Annotated in this window: 6 protein-coding genes and 1 pseudogene; 5 read left to right on the top strand and 2 right to left on the bottom strand. The window is 74.1% G+C overall.

The annotated features are described in order from the left end of the window. Window positions 1-12: 12 nt before the first annotated feature. Entirely contained in the window at window positions 13-2,640 is a 2,628-nt protein-coding gene (locus tag HLA93_RS21385; RefSeq protein WP_222192819.1) for a diguanylate cyclase domain-containing protein, read from the bottom strand. Further along, the gene (locus tag HLA93_RS03290; RefSeq protein WP_222192818.1) at window positions 2,637-5,315 is read right to left on the bottom strand and encodes a putative bifunctional diguanylate cyclase/phosphodiesterase; all 2,679 of its coding nucleotides are present in this window, start codon (window positions 5,313-5,315) and stop codon (window positions 2,637-2,639) included. The genes HLA93_RS21385 and HLA93_RS03290 overlap by 4 nt, the downstream gene beginning before the upstream one ends. Window positions 5,316-5,871: 556 nt before the next feature. On the opposite strand from HLA93_RS03290, the pseudogene fdh reads away from it, so the two are divergent. From fdh to HLA93_RS03260, 5 genes and pseudogenes are all read left to right on the top strand, one after another. Beyond that, window positions 5,872-9,246 (top strand): annotated as a pseudogene (gene fdh, locus HLA93_RS03280) (formate dehydrogenase). Window positions 9,247-9,268: 22 nt separating this feature from the next. Continuing rightward, window positions 9,269-10,348 carry a 4Fe-4S dicluster domain-containing protein gene (locus HLA93_RS03275; protein ID WP_222192815.1) on the top strand — a complete coding sequence of 360 codons (1,080 nt, stop codon included), beginning with the start codon at window positions 9,269-9,271 and terminating at the stop codon, window positions 10,346-10,348. Continuing rightward, window positions 10,345-11,562 (top strand): NrfD/PsrC family molybdoenzyme membrane anchor subunit, encoded by a 1,218-nt coding sequence (gene nrfD / locus HLA93_RS03270; RefSeq protein WP_308127914.1) that lies wholly within the window; start codon window positions 10,345-10,347, stop codon window positions 11,560-11,562. The genes HLA93_RS03275 and nrfD overlap by 4 nt, the downstream gene beginning before the upstream one ends. Window positions 11,563-11,965: 403 nt before the next feature. Beyond that, window positions 11,966-13,279 carry a hypothetical protein gene (locus HLA93_RS03265; protein WP_222192814.1) on the top strand — a complete coding sequence of 438 codons (1,314 nt, stop codon included), beginning with the start codon at window positions 11,966-11,968 and terminating at the stop codon, window positions 13,277-13,279. Further along, window positions 13,276-15,528 (top strand): DUF1616 domain-containing protein, encoded by a 2,253-nt coding sequence (locus tag HLA93_RS03260; protein WP_222192813.1) that lies wholly within the window; start codon window positions 13,276-13,278, stop codon window positions 15,526-15,528. Before HLA93_RS03265 ends, HLA93_RS03260 begins: the two co-directional genes overlap by 4 nt.

The following is a 15,528-nucleotide window of genomic DNA, read 5'->3' as shown; positions in this document are numbered from 1 at the left end:
ACGGCTGCCCGGTCACGACACCTCGGCGCGCGGCCGGGGCGCCGGGAGGGGTGCCACCACCGCCGACGACGGGTGCCGCAGCAGGGCGGCGGCCTGCGCGGCGGTCAGCCCGCTGGGCAGCACGGGGCCGGAGACGGCGACCACGCCCTGCACGCGCAGGTCGTGGAGCAGCTGCGGGGAGCCGATCTCCTTCGCCACGGTGGAGACCTCGAACCCGCGGGCGCTGCGGCCGATCGCGCCGAGCAGCTCGAGGGTGCGGTCGCGCTCGCCGCCGGCGGAGAGGGTGCGGACGTCGACCATGACCACCTCCAGGGGCAGCCGGGCGAGCTGGGACCACAGCGTGGAGCCCATGCCGTAGTCGTCCAGCCCGAGCCGGACCCCGGTGCGGTGCACGGCGTGCAGCGCCGGGATGAGCGCGGCCGAGGAGGTCTGCAGCACCTCCTCGGTGACGAACAGGGTGAGCCGGGGTGGCGCCAGACCGGCGGCGGCCAGGGCCGTGGCCACCTCGCCGGGCAGCTCGTCGGCGTGCACCAGCCCGGCGGGCAGGTCGACGGCGACCAGCAGCTGGTCGTCGAGCTCGGCCGCGTCGGCGCAGGCCCGGGTGATCAGCCACCGCTGCAGGGCCGCGGTCTGGCCCTGGCGCTCGGCGGCGGCCCACAGCTCGGCGGCGGGCAGCACGCCGAGCTCGGGGTGCACCCAGACCGGCTGGGCGTGCAGCGCGGCGAGGATGCCGGTGTCGCCGTTGGCGATCGTGTCGAAGCGGAGCTGGACGTCGCCGTCGGCCAGGGCGGTCGCGAGTGAGCTGGTGGCCGCGGCCTGGGCCACCCGGTCCTCGGTGTGCACCCGCCAGCAGCCCTTGCCGGCCTGCTTCGCGGCCCGCAGGGCGGTGTCGGCCTGGCGGAAGGCGAGCTGACCGCCGCCGGGGTGCACCCGGCACAGGCCCACGCTGGCGCCGACACCGAAGGTGCGGTCGCCGACCCGGTAGGGGCGGGCGAGCACGTCCACCACCCGCTGGGCGGCCTCGACGGCGGCGTCCTCGGCGCCGGCCAGCAGCACGGCGAACTCGTCGCCGCCGAGCCGGGCGACCAGGTCGTCGGCGCGCACCAGGCCGCCCAGGCGCCGGGCCACCTCGACGAGCAGGAGGTCGCCGGACTCGTGGCCGGCGGAGTCGTTGACGGCCTTGAAGCCGTCCAGGTCCAGCACCAGCAGGGACCGGTCACCGGTGGCCGGCGCCGCCATCTCGCGGAAGAGCATCGCCCGGTTGGGCAGCCGGGTCAGGTGGTCGGTGAAGGCCATCCGCTCCAGCTCGCGCTCGCGCCGGCGGCGGGTGGTGGCGTCGCGCAGGTGCAGCACCCGCCGGCCGCTGCCGGGCCGCTCGTGGTGGGTGACCTCCAGCTCCCGCGGCTCGGCGCCGGGCACCGGGACGCGCAGGTGCACGGCCTGGGCGACCGGTCCGGCGGCGCAGGTGAGCTCCGCCCGGACCCGCTCGCGGTCCTCCTCGACCAGCAGGTCGAGCAGCACGGGGTGCCGGTCGCTGCCGGGGAGGAGGCCGAGCAGGGTGCGGGCGGCCGGGGAGGTGAACTCCAGCCGCAGGTCGGTGTCGATGATCGCCAGGCCGTCGGAGCTGGCCTCGACCAGACCGCGGAAGTCCTCCTCGCTGCGCACCAGGTCGGCCTGGATGCGGCCGCTGTCCCGGATGCGCAGGACCAGGCGCAGCAGCAGCAGCCCGATGAGCGCTGCGGTGCAGGAGATCTCGCCGGTGCCGATGGGCAGGTCCAGCAGCAGCGCGAGGACCAGCGTGACCGGGACGCCGCCCAGCGCCAGCACGTCGACGGCCACCCCGGCGGTGTTGACCACCGGGGTGTCGCGCTCGTCGGCCGCGGGCGCGGCGGCGGCCAGCTGCACGGCCCGGACGCCGACCACGAGCGCACCGGCGATCGCGACGTCACCGGCCGCGCTCCACAGCCCGCCGGGCCGCAGCACCTGGAGGGCCAGGCAGCTGGCGGCGACGCCGAGCAGGCCGGTCATCACGATCATGGCGGTGGCCGGGCGCCGGACGCCGGCGGTGGAGACGGTGCACAGCGCACCGACCAGGCCGACGGCGACCGCCGGGTAGATGCCGTAGGCGAGCACCAGCGGCTGCAGGCCCGGGCTGATCGCGCCGGGGGTCAGGGCGGGGGAGAGCACCAGCACGTCGGCGACGATGACCAGGGCGACGGTCACCATCGCGCCGTCGACCACCAGCACCGGCCAGCGCGTGCCGCGGACCCGTCCGCCGATGAGCGCGGCGCTCACCGTGGGGCCGAGGGCGGCGACCAGGACCAGGCACTCGCCGATGCCGACCGGGCCGATGCTGCCGCCGATGCCGAACCCGCTGAGCAGGCCGGCCACCCCGAACAGCAGGGCACTGCCGCTGAGCACCAGCCACGGCAGCCGGTCCCGGCCCTGGAGCCGGCGGGTGAGCCGCCTGCCGTGCGCCGCCGCCCACACGCCGGCCGCGGCGAGCACCAGGTCGTCCCACCGGGGGAGGGCGCCGGCCGGGCTGAACGGCACGGTCACCGCGATGCCGGCCAGCGTGAGCAGCAGTGCCAGCAGCAGCGGGGACAGGGGGGCGCGGTCGGACCTCGCCGGGTCGCTCACGTCGGCACCCCGTCGCCGTCCTCGTCCCGCCCGGGGGCGGGCAGGCCGGCGACGGTCGCGTCGGTGAGGCCGGGCAGCTGGGTGGGCAGGGCGGCGACGTCCAGCGGGCGGGCCAGCAGGAAGCCCTGGATGTAGCGGTGGCCCATGTCGCGCAGCAGCTGCAGCTCGGTCTCGGTCTCCACGCCCTCGACGACCACGGCCAGGCCGAGGCTGGTGCCCAGGTGCAGCACGGAGCTGCACAGCGCCCGGCGCTGCGGGTCGGTCTCCACGTCGGCGAGGAACTGGCGGTCCATCTTGAGCACGTCGATCGGCAGGCCGACCAGGTAGGCCAGCGACGACCAGCCGGTGCCGAAGTCGTCGACGGCGATCCGCACGCCCATCCGGCGCAGCGCGGCCAGGTCGTCGGTCACGTGGTCGTCGTCCAGCAGCACCGACTCGGTGATCTCCAGGACCAGCCGGGAGGCGCACAGCCCGCTGGACTCCAGCGCGGCCAGCACGTCGGCGACGAGCTCCCCGCTGCGCACGTGCCGGGCCGAGACGTTGACGGCCACACCCAGCTCGGCGTGCGGCAGCGCGGCGACCGTGGCGGTGGCCTCGGCGAGCACCCAGCGGCCCAGCTCGGTGATCAGTGCCGACTCCTCGGCCAGCGGCACGAACTCCGCCGGCGAGACCTCCCCGTACACCGGGTGCCGCCAGCGCAGCAGGGCCTCGACCGAGGTGGTGCGGTGCAGCGCCAGGTCGACGACGGGCTGGTAGACCAGCCGGAGCTGGCCGGCGGCGAGGGCGTGGTCCAGGTCGGTGCGCAGCTGCTCCTCGCGGTCCTGGGTGATCCGCAGCGCGTCGGAGTGGCGGCGGACCCGGCCCGGGCCGGCCGCGCGGGCGCTGCGCAGCGCCAGGTCGCCCCAGCGCAACGCCTCACCCGGGTCGGCGTCCGCGGGCAGCGGGGTGACCCCGGCCGCGGCGGTCAGCCGCAGGGTGCCGCCGGCGGTGGCGACCGGCTCGACCGCGGCGACCAGCCGTCCGGCGACCACCTCGGCGTCGGCGATCGTGCCGTCGACCAGGACGGCGAAGTCGCCGGCCCCGGCGCGGGCCAGCCAGTCGTCGCCGCGCAGGACGCGGGAGCAGCGGGTGGTCAGCTCGCGCAGCACGGCGACGTCCGCGCCGGTGGGCAGCCCGTCGACGCCGAGCACGACCAGCGACGCCGGCCGGGCGCCGGGCGCCCGCAGGGTCGCCGCGAGTCGCTGGGTGAGCGCGGAGCGGTTGGGCAGGCCGGTGGCCGGGTCGGTGGTGCTGACGGCGAGGTCGGGCTCGTCGGCCGGCCCGGGGTCGTCGCGGCTGACGTCCCGGCAGTAGAGCACCAGGGCGCCGACGTCGGGGTCGCTGCGCAGGTCGCGCACCTGGGCCTGGATCAGCCGCCAGCGGCCGTCCTCGTGCCGCACCCGGGCCGTGCGGGTCTTGGTCTCGGTGGGGTCGGTGTCGTGGGTGCTCAGCGCGGCGACCAGGCCGGGTACGTCGTCCGGGTGGACGGCGGCGGTGACCGGCCCGCCGATGATGTCCTGCGGGTCCATGCCGAGCAGGTCGGTGATCGCGGGGGAGACCCACTGCACGTCGAGCCGGTCGTCGAGGATCAGCACGGAGTCGGCGTTGCTGCGCACCAGCGTGCGGAACCACGCCTCGCTGCGCCGCAGGTCGCCGGTCAGCCGCAGCTGGGTGCGCCAGCTGACGGTCTGGTGCGCGAAGAGCACGCCCAGCCCGAGCATCGCGAGGCTGGTGCCGAAGATGGTGATCTCGCCGGTCAACGGCACGCTGAGCAGCAGCAGCGAGCCGCCGACCACGGCGGTGGCGTGCGGGAGCAGCGAGCCGAGGGTCGAGGCGGTGGGCAGCTGCAGCTCCCGGGGGCACGCGGCGACCGGCCGGTCGGCGCGGCAGGCCACGGTCACCAGCCCCAGGCCCAGCACGCTGGCCCCGCAGGCCAGGTACTGCAGCAGCTGCGGCCCGGCGGTGATCGCCGACAGCGCTCCGGCGGAGGAGGCGGCGCACTGGGAGGCGAAGACCAGGCCGGCGACCCGCCGTCCGGCCGCGCGGGCGACCGACATCATCAGCAGCGAGAAGCCGGTGCCCAGCGCGATGCTGAACAGCAGGGCGAAGAAGCTGACGGTCTGGGCCATGGAGAGCAGCCCACGGTCGGCGATGGTCAGGTGGTAGATCGTGTGCACGGTCAGCAGGTCGGCCAGGACGAACAGCACCAGGGACGTCGCCAGCTGGGCGCGGGCCGCGAGCAGTGACGGCCGGTCGAGCATCTGGGCGATGGCCAGCACGATGACCAGCTGGCCGGGGATGCTGCCCAGCGCGGTCTGACCCCAGGGCATCAGGACGGCGGCGAGCGCCGCGCCCCCGCCGCCGAGGGCGACGGCCACCGCGTACCAGCGCCAGCCGGCGGGGTGGGCGGTGTGCGGGGCCGACCGGGCGATGACGACGGTCGCGCCGACGATCACCAGGAAGTTCAGCGCGACGGGCAGCAGCTCGCCGCCCGACGGGCCGAGACCGGAGACGGTGGTCAGGGCGGCGAGGGCCAGCACGAGGAGCAGCTGACGGCCCACGGCGAGGGGGGCCGTGCCGCCCGTCGCCGGTGCGGCCACGGCCCGCGCCGGTGCGGCGAGGACTCCAGAGGTCACCGGTCAGTTGTCGGGACGACGCCGTCCGCACTGGACCGGTGTGGCCGGCGCCTCACCCGAAGGAGAGGGGTGGGCCGCCCTGCTACCAGCGCAGCGGCTGGACCGCCCGGGAGTCGGCGGTGCGGCAGGCGCGGCAGTGCCCCCAGGTGACGATGCGCAGCGGGCTGCTGGGTTCGCCGCACTCGGGGCAGTCGACCGACGCCGCCGGGTCCTCCGGCGCCTCGGTGAGCTGCTGGGTGCGCGCGGTGTGCAGCTGTTCGTCGCCTGCACACGCGCAGTCGGGGTGGACGTCCGGGCAGCCTGCGGGGTGGGTCGAGATGGTGCGCCTCCTGGGTGTCCCGGCCGACGCTACTGGCCCCGGGTGCCCGGCGGGGCCGATCGCCGCGCCGGTCCGCCCGGGGGCACGACCGGGCGCGGACGGTGCGCGGCCGTCGTCCGCCGTCCGCGGCGCGGGCCGACCCGTGCCGGCTGCGCGGTCATGACGGTCTCGTGTCGACCCGACGCGCGGGGGGAGCCGGACGCGCGTGGTCCCCGATCGGGTGGCAAGCTCGTCGCCGTGAAGACGTGGCTCGACGCGTGGCCGGTGTTCCGGCAGCTCACTGGATCCGATCCGCTCGGCCGGGGCCATGCTGCCCGCAGCAAGGCCACCGAGCAGGTGGTCAGCCGGACGGCCACGGCCGACCGGGTGGTGAAGTCCGTCTGCCCGTACTGCGCGGTGGGCTGTGCCCAGCGGGTGTTCGTCAAGGACGAGCAGATCGTGCAGATCGAGGGCGACCCCGACTCGCCGATCAGCCGCGGCCGGCTGTGCCCCAAGGGCAGCGCCAGCAAGCAGCTGGTCACCAGCCCGTCCCGGGTCACGACGGTCAAGTACCGCCGTCCGTACGCCACGGACTGGGAGGACCTGGACCTGGACACGGCGATGGAGATGATCGCCGACCGGGTGCTGGAGGCCCGGGAGAAGGGCTGGCAGGACGAGGACGCCGGCAAGCGCGTCAACCGCACCATGGGCGTGGCCAGCCTCGGCGGGGCGACGCTGGACAACGAAGAGAACTACCTGATGAAGAAGCTGTACAGCGCCCTGGGCGCCGTGCAGATCGAGAACCAGGCCCGCATATAGCACTCGTCGACGGTCCCCGGTCTGGGGACCTCGTTCGGCCGTGGTGGCGCGACCAACTTCCTGGAAGACCTGGCGAACTCCGACTGCATCGTCATCGAGGGTTCGAACATGGCCGAGTGCCATCCGGTCGGGTTCCAGTGGGTGTCCGAGGCGAAGGCCAAGGGCGCCAAGATCATCCACATCGACCCGCGGTTCACCCGCACCAGCGCGATCGCCGACCTGCACGTCCCCATCCGGATGGGCACCGACATCGCCTTCCTGGGCGGGCTGATCAAGTACGTGCTGGACAACGACCTGTACTTCAAGGAGTACGTGGTCGCCTACACGAACGCCGCCGCCCTGGTCGGTGAGGACTTCGTCGACGCCGAGGACCTCGACGGCCTGTTCTCCGGCTTCGACCCCGAGACCGGCCAGTACGACGAGTCGAGCTGGCAGTACGAGGGTGCTGAGCAGGTCGCCGCCGCTGGGCAGCGGTCCCCCGGCCAGCCGGGCTACTCGGGCACCTTCGAGAGCACGACGGAGGGCAGCGAGGAGGAGACCGGCCAGGCCGACGACCCGAAGCGGGCCGCGGAGCAGGAGGCCACCGACGACGACCCGTCGGTGAAGGCCGCCGACCGCGGGCAGGCCGCCGGCAGCGGCGGGCCCACCATCCCGGGCAAGCCGAAGCGGGACGAGACCCTGCAGCACCCCCGCACGGTGTTCCAGGTGCTCAAGCGGCACTTCGCCCGCTACACCCCGGAGATGGTCGCCGAGGTCACCGGCATCGAGCCCGCGGTCTTCGAGCAGGTGGCCAAGTGGGTCACGTCGAACAGCAACCGGGAGCGCACCACCGCGTGGGTGTACTCGGTGGGCTGGACGCAGCACAGCGTCGGCGCGCAGTACATCCGGACGGCGTCGATCCTGCAGACCCTGCTGGGCAACATGGGCCGCCCCGGCGGCGGGATCATGGCGCTGCGCGGGCACGCGTCGATCCAGGGCTCGACCGACGTCCCGACGCTGTTCAACCTGCTGCCCGGCTACCTGCCGATGCCGCACGCCGCGCAGCACCTCTCGCTGGCCGACTACGTCGCCGCGAGCGCGGGCAAGGCCGGCTTCTGGGGCAACATGGACGCCTACATGGTGAGCCTGCTCAAGGCCTGGTTCGGCGACGCGGCGCAGCCGGAGAACGACTTCGGGTTCGACTGGCTCCCGAAGATCAACGGCGACCACAGCTCCTACCGCACGATCGCCGACATGATCGCCGGCAAGGTGCACGGCTACTTCCTGGTCGGGGAGAACCCCTCAGTGGGGCACCCCAACGGCAAGATGAACCGGTTCGGGCTGGCCAACCTGGACTGGCTGGTCGTGCGCGACCTGCAGATGATCGAGTCGGCGACCTTCTGGAAGGAGGGCCCGGAGATCGAGTCGGGGGAGATGGCCCCCGAGACGATCGGAACCGAGGTCTTCTTCATGCCGGCGGCCACGCACGTGGAGAAGGAGGGCACCTTCACCCAGACGCAGCGGCTGCTGCAGTGGCGCCACAAGGCGGTCGAGCCGCCGATGGACGCCCGCAGCGACCTCTGGTTCTACTTCCACCTGGGCCGCATCCTGCGCGAGCGGCTGGCCGGGTCGACCGACCCGAAGGACCAGGCGCTGCAGAACATGACCTGGGACTACCCGACGATCGGGGAGACGCAGGACCCCGACGCCGCGGCGGTGCTGCGCGAGATCAACGGCGTCGGCCCCGACGGCAGGGCGCTGAGCTCCTACACGGAGATGAAGGCCGACGGGTCGACCAGCGGTGGCTGCTGGATCTACACCGGGGTCTACGCCGACGAGGTGAACCAGGCCGCCCGGCGCAAGTCGCACCGCGAGCAGGGCTCGGTCGCCTCCGAGTGGGGCTGGGCCTGGCCGGCCAACCGGCGGATGCTCTACAACCGCGCCTCGGCCGACCCCGAGGGCAAGCCGTGGAGCGAGCGCAAGAAGTACGTGTGGTGGGACGAGGAGTCCGGTCGCTGGACCGGTGAGGACGTCCCCGACTTCGAGGCCACCAAGCGGCCGGACTACCAGCCGCCGGAGGGGGCGAAGGCGCAGGACGCGATCTCCGGCGTCGACCCGTTCATCATGCAGGGCGACGGGAAGGCCTGGCTGTACGCGCCGGCCGGGCTGACCGACGGCCCGCTGCCGACGCACTACGAGCCGGCCGAGTCGGTGGTGGAGAACGCCCTCTACGGGACGCAGTCCAACCCGACGATCGAGCGCATCGCCGGTCCGTGGAACCGGGAGAACCCCTCGCGCAGCGAGGTCTTCCCGTTCCAGGTGACCACCTACCGGCTGACCGAGCACCACACCGCCGGCGGGATGAGCCGCACGCTGCCCTACCTGTCGGAGCTCCAGCCGGAGTTCTTCGTGGAGGTGAGCCCGGAGCTGGCCGAGCTGCGCGGCCTGACCAACGGCGAGTTCGCCACCCTGGTCAGCGCGCGGTCGGCGATCGAGGCGAAGGTGCTGGTCACCGAGCGGATCCGGCCGATCAAGGTGGGCAACGGGCAGATCGTGCACCAGATCGGCATGCCCTACCACTGGTCGTACGCGGGCCTGTCGACCGGCGACAACGCCAACGACCTGCTGGGCATCGTGCTCGACGCGAACACCCACATCCAGGAGGACAAGGTCAGCACCGCGGACATCATCCCGGGGCGCCGGCCCCGCGGGCCGGAGCTGCTGGAGTTCGTCGAGGGCTACCGGATGCGGGCCGGGGTGAAGTCCGGGCGGGTGGGCATCAACGGCCGCGCCCCGGACGAGGACCCGAGCAAGATGGAAGAAGCGGGCGCGTGACACACGGGAAGCAGGGAACGCGATGACCGCGGTCAGCTCGGCGAGCCCGGGCCTGGGCAAGGGCTCGGCGGGGACGGGGGCCGAGAACCGGCTGTTCGGGCCGTTGCCCGACGTGCAGGGCGAGGCCGGGTACGGCGAGGACCACCCGGCCCGGGTCGGGTTCTTCACCGACACCTCGGTGTGCATCGGCTGCAAGGCGTGCGAGGTGGCCTGCAAGGAGTGGAACACGCTCCCGATGGACGACTCGCACGGCAAGCGGGACGCCATGGGCATGTCGGGGATGTCCTACGACAACACCGGCATGCTCGGCGCGAACTCCTGGCGGCACGTGGCCTTCATCGAGCAGAGCCGCGCGGTCGACCTGCCGATGCCGACCATCGGTCGGCCCGGCGACGACCGCCGCGACTCCGGTCTGCCGGTCAACCCGATCAGCCCGCAGGCCGACGGCCCGCTGAACGCGCAGACCAGCGTGCTCAACGCCGAGGCGCTCTCCGAGTTCGACCCGCAGACCAGCCAGAGCGGCGGCGACAAGCAGATCCGCTGGCTGATGTCCTCCGACGTCTGCAAGCACTGCACGCACGCCGGCTGCCTGGACGTCTGCCCGACCGGTGCGCTGTTCCGCACCGAGTTCGGCACCGTCGTGGTGCAGGGCGACATCTGCAACGGCTGCGGCTACTGCGTGCCGGCCTGCCCCTACGGCGTCATCGACAAGCGCGAGGACGACGGCCGGGTCTTCAAGTGCACGATGTGCTACGACCGGCTCACCGACGGGCTGCAGCCGGCGTGTGCCACCGCGTGCCCGACCCAGTCGATCCAGTTCGGCGACCTCGACGAGCTGCAGGCCCGGGCAGATGCCCGGCTGGCCACGCTGAAGGGCCAGGGCGTCGAGAGCGCCCGGCTCTACGGCCGCGACGAGAACGACGGCGTCGGCGGCAACTCGGCGTTCTTCCTGCTGCTCGACGAGCCGGAGGTCTACGGCCTGCCGCCGGACCCGATCGTCACCACCCGCGACCTGCCCGCGATGTGGAAGGCCGCGGCCACCGGTGCGGCGATGATCGTGGGCATCATCGGCTCGGCGTTCCTGGGGCGGAGGCGGTCGTGACGGTGTCGTCGCACGGGTCCGGCGGGGCGGACAGCAGCGGCCCCACCGGCAACGAGCCGGCCGGCGACGCGCCGGTCACCCCGGGCGCGGGCTGGCACCGGGCCGGCGGGGAGGACCTCACCAGGCCGCGGCGCAAGCGCCGCAAGGGCGGCGGTGGCTGGGGCGGTGGCAACCGCGAGGCGGCGATGGTGCCGGAGGCGGAGTTCAGCTCCTACTACGGCCGCCAGATCATCAAGACGCCGACCTGGAAGAACCCCGAGGTCCCGATCTACTTCTTCCTCGGTGGTGCCGCGGGCACGTCGTCGGTGATCGCGGCGCTGGCCGAGTTCACCGGCCGGCCGAAGCTGGCGCGCAACGCCGAGTACGTGGCCGGGGCCGGCGCGCTGGCCTCAGTGGTGCTGCTGATCGACGACCTGGGCCGCCCCGAGCGCTTCCTGCACATGCTGCGGGTGTTCAAGGTGACCTCGCCGCTGTCGGTGGGCTCCTACATCCTGTCGCCGTTCAGCGCGCTGGCCTCGGCGGCCGCCGCCTTCCGGCTGCTGGACCTCAAGCCGGTCATGGGGCTGGGCACCAAGGTGCTGCCGTTCCTGCCGAAGATCGCCGGGGCCATCCCGTTGCTGCGGAAGTCCTCCGCGGTCGGCGCGGCGGCCTTCGGTGGGCCGATGGCGACCTACACGGCGGTGCTGATCGCCAACACCGCGGTGCCGTCGTGGCACGCGCCCTACGACGAGCTGCCGTTCGTCTTCGCCGGTTCGGCGATGGCCGCCGGTGGCGGCATCACCATGGCGCTGACCCCGGTCGACGAGGCCGGCCCGTCGCGCAGGGTCGCGCTGGGCGGCGTCGCGCTGGAGCTGGCGGCGATGCACAAGGTGGAGAACGGCCACGGCGTGGTCAGCGAGCCCTACCACCTGGGCAAGGCCGGCAAGCTGATGAAGGCGGCGAAGGCGGCCACCGTCGGCGGCGCCGCCATCACCGCGCTGCTGGGCCGCAAGCGTCCCGGCGCGGTGGCCGGCGGCGTGCTGCTGGCCGCCGGTTCGCTGCTGACCCGGATGGGCGTCTTCGAGGCGGGCATGGCCAGCGCCAAGGACCCGAAGTACACGGTCATCCCGCAGCGCGAGCGGATCGCCGCCCGCGAGGCGGCCCGGGGCGCCACGACCGACGGCACCGAGGGCAACGACATCACCAGCGGCGAGGCCAGCACCATCACCCGCTGACCCCTCCGCGAGACACCACACCGCCCCGGTCATCCGAGCACGGATGACCGGGGCGGTGGCATGTGGTGGTGCTGCCCGTCGCCGCGCTCCGGCCCGGGACGGGTGACCCCCGCGCGGGTGACCGAGCGGATGGACGGTGACCGGCCGGCCTCGCCGGGGCGTCACCCCTCTGGGCGATATCTGTGGCGGTATGGGTGCTCCAGGGCCCCAACGCACCTGGATCGCCCGATACTTGCCTGCGATCGGGTGGGGGACGAACCCCCTCCCACGCGGGGAGCCGGGCGAGTTCGGCGTGAGCGTCCGCGGCACTCGAACGGAGGACCATGGACGACACGGCCACCTCGACCGTCGCGACCGCGGCCAACCGGGTCCAGCGACCGCTGCCCGACCGCGGGGAGATCTCTTGACCTCCTCGGCCACCCGGCCTGCCCACCCCGTGCGGCCGGGATCCCGTCGAGTCGACGTCCGGGACCGCCTCTGGCGGGGCATCCAGACGGTCTGCGTGCTCAGCGGCGTCGACCCGGTGATCGACGCGGAGGCGCTGCGCACTGCGCTCCTGCGCCTGCACGACGACACCCCTTCGGCTCGGGCGCTGTGCCGGTTCGACGGTGCCTCCGGACGGTGGACCCCGGTCCCGGCGGAGCAGATGGCGGACTGGCTCCGACGCCTGGTCGTCGATGCCCGCGGGCGGGCGCCCCGCGCGCCGGCGGACGTGGCCGAGCAGCTGTTGCGCGAGCCGTGCGACGAGCGGCCCTTCGTCGTCACGGTGGGCGACGGCTGGCAGGCCTGGCAGGTGCACCACGTCCTCGGTGACGGCACGTTCGCCGTGGCGGAGCTCATCCCCGGGCTGTTGCGGGCGGCCGCCGACGCCAGCGTGCCGAACGGGCTGGCCCGGGCGGAGTCCGCTCTGGCGAGGCCGCTGCTCCGGGCGAGCTGGGACACCCTGGTCCGTGAGCCGCAGTGGCAGACCTGGCGCACCGCGGTGGCCCGGGTGAGCCGACGGCGCGGCCGAGCTCCTCGCGAGGGCAGTGGCGGACCGGCGTCCGAGCTCGGGCTGGTGGTCGCTCACGGTGCGCCGGACTCGGTGGCCCTGCTCCGCCAGTGGGCCGAGGCGCACCACCCCGGCGTGTCGGTGGCCGTGCTCATGATGGCCGCCGCGCGCATCGCGCTGGAGGAGCACGGGGTCGTGGGCCCGACGACGGACAGCGTGGTCATGTACGACCTGCGCCGCTATCTCCCTCGCAGGTCGCACGTCGAGGGCAACTTCGCCGGCGCGCTGCGACTCGAGGACCCGAGCTGCCGGGACCCCCGCAGGATGGGTGACCAGATCCGTGGGGACGCTGCCCTGGGCCTGCCGTTGGTGTCGCTGCTGGCGGCCACGGCGGGGGAGACCCTCGCGCCGGCGGTCGGGCTGGCGTCCCGGTTCCGGCCGGAGCGCCCGTCGGCCGGCCCGGTCGTGCTGACCCACCTGGGCGCGGCGACCCCGCTCCGCAGACTCCCCTGGGACCCCAGGGAGGCGCACCGCGGGGTGATCACGGCCGCCGCACCCGCTGCGCTGGCCGGTGTCACCGCCACCACCAGCGAATGGGACCGGACGCTCCAGGTGGCCATCTCGTTCGGCGGGTCGGTGGCGTCGCGGGACGCCGTCGCCGCCGCGGCCGACGACCTCGTCTGCCGGCCCTGGGACCTGCTGGCCGGCACGGCGGTGACCCGGTGACCGCACTGACGGCGGACCGTGACCGCACGGACGACCGCGCTGCTCCCCTCGGCGCCCCGGGCAGGGACGACGGCTGGTCGGCCGGGCGGACCGTGCTGTGGGTGAGCGTGGCCGTGGCCATCGCCGCGCCCCTCGTGGCCGCGCTCGACCCAGCCGTCCCCGGCCGCACGTTGCTGGCACTGGCCTTCGTGCTGATGGTGCCCGGTGTCCCGTTGGCCGCACTGCTGCGGGTGCCGAACACCCTGCTCAGCGCCTCGCTGGCGGTCGGCCTGAGCATCTCGGTGCTGCTGCTGACCTCGGCCGCGCAGGTGCTGGCCGGCTGGTGGCACCCGACCGTCACCGCGGCGTCGGTCGGGCTGCTGTCCGTGGTCACGGCGGCCGTGGCCCTGGAGCGCATCCCGGGCAGCGGTGCCGGGGTGCCTGCCACCCTCGCCGCCGGCGGCGTCGCCGTCCGGCGGTGGGTCCAGCGGGCCGGACGTGCTGATGCCGTGGGCACACCGGACCGCTCCCGCCTGGCGACGTGGACCCGCCCGGCGTCGCCCGCGCTGCTGCTCTGCGCCGCAGCGTCGTGGTGGGTCGCCACCCGCCAGGTGGACCTGGACGACGCCGGGGCGCTCGGGGTGATCGGGGTCGTGGGTCTGCCCTACGTCGTCGCGCTCGTCCTGGTGGCCGTGGTCGGGGCCGTCCAGCTGACCCGCCGGACCCTGGACGGGCCGGTGCTGGCCGCCACTGCGGTCGTCCTGACCGTGGTCGTCTACGGCTTCTCCAACGTCGCCGACGGTCAGGCGGGGGTGTCGGTCGGCTGGCTGCACGTCGGCTTCAGCCGGTTCATCACCGAGCACCAGGCGTCCTTCGTGGGGTTGGACGCCCGGGCCTACTGGCCCAGCTTCTTCGCCGCGGGCGCCGTGCTCGTGCGGCTCGCCGGAGTGGGCGACGCCAGCACCTTCCTCTCCCTGGCACCGGTCTTCTACAACCTCGCCGCCATCGCCCCGTTGCTCGTCATCGCCCGGTGCATCACCCGTTCGCGCCGGCTGGCCTGGGCGTCGGTGTTCGTGTACCTGGGCGGCAACTGGTTCCAGCAGGACTACTTCTCCCCGCAGGCCACCGCGCTGCTGCTCTACCTGGTCGTCATCGCCGTCCTGCTCTGGATGCTGAGCCGAGCCGGGACGCCGCCGACGGCGGGATCCTGGTGGACGCGGGCCTGGCTGGCGGCCCGCCGTCGCCCGGCGCTCCCCCCGGGAGTCACGCCGCGGCGGTCCGCGGCCTGGGAGCTGGCGCTCCTGGTCCTGGCCATGGCCGTGGTCGTGTCGCACCAGCTGACGCCGGTGACCCTCGTCTTCGCCCTGCTGACCTTCACGGTCTCCGGGCACACCCAGTACCGCAGGCTGTGGCTGGTCGTCTCGCTGTTCTTCCTCGCGTGGTTCGTCTACGGCGCGACGGACTACTGGGTGGGTCACCTCGGCACGGTCCTGGGTGACCTCGGCAACCCCGGCGGCAACCTCGACACCGCCGTCGGATCGCGTGTGAGCGGCGACCCGACCTACCAGGTGATGCAGAACCTCCGGATGGGCTGGTCGCTGCTCTACGGCCTGGCTGCCGTGGCCGGCTGGTGGACCATCCGTCACCGTCGGGAGGCCCTGCCCGTCGCCGGCCTCGCCATCGGCTCCGGTGCCCTGGTCCTGCTGGGCAGCTACGGCGGTGAGGTCGTGCTGCGGGTCTTCGTCTTCGCGGCCCCGGTGCTCGCCCCGCTCGCCGTCCTGGCGGTGCGGCGGGTGGCCGCCCCGCTGCTCCGCCGTCCCGGCCGGCTGCGGCTGGTCGCGGTCGCAGCCGCGCTGCTCGTGCTCGGGCTGGGCGTCACCACCACCAGGGGGGTCAACGTCGCCTTCGAACGGGTCACCGACGACGACCTCGCGGCGGCCGGTGCGGTGTACGACCGGATCCAGCCCGGGGACGTGGTCGGCACGCTCGCCGCGACCGGTGCCCTCGGTCGGGAGCACGTGGGCGAGTGGCTGCCGCTGGACATGTCCGAGGCCGGCTGCGGACGAGAGGCACTCGCCTGCGCGCTGGTCGAGCAGCCGGAGTTCATCGTGGTCGGCCGTACCCAGGACGTGGTCGGCCAGCTGACGGCCGACCGGCCGGCGGGGTGGACGACCGAGGTCGCGGACGCGCTCGTCGAACGTGGCCTCTACCAGGTGATCTACCAGGGCGCCGACGCGACCGCCCTGCAGCTCGTGGACCAGGAGGGCTGA

Source organism: Modestobacter italicus (assembly GCF_019799965.1).
Classification (GTDB): domain Bacteria; phylum Actinomycetota; class Actinomycetes; order Mycobacteriales; family Geodermatophilaceae; genus Modestobacter; species Modestobacter italicus_A.
This window is presented reverse-complemented; position numbering and strand designations above follow the sequence as displayed.

Coding starts and splice junctions, on each gene's coding strand:
- HLA93_RS03275 (WP_222192815.1), top strand. CDS start 9,269: ATGACCGCGGTCAGCTCGGCGAGCCCGGGCCTGGGCAAGGGCTCGGCG.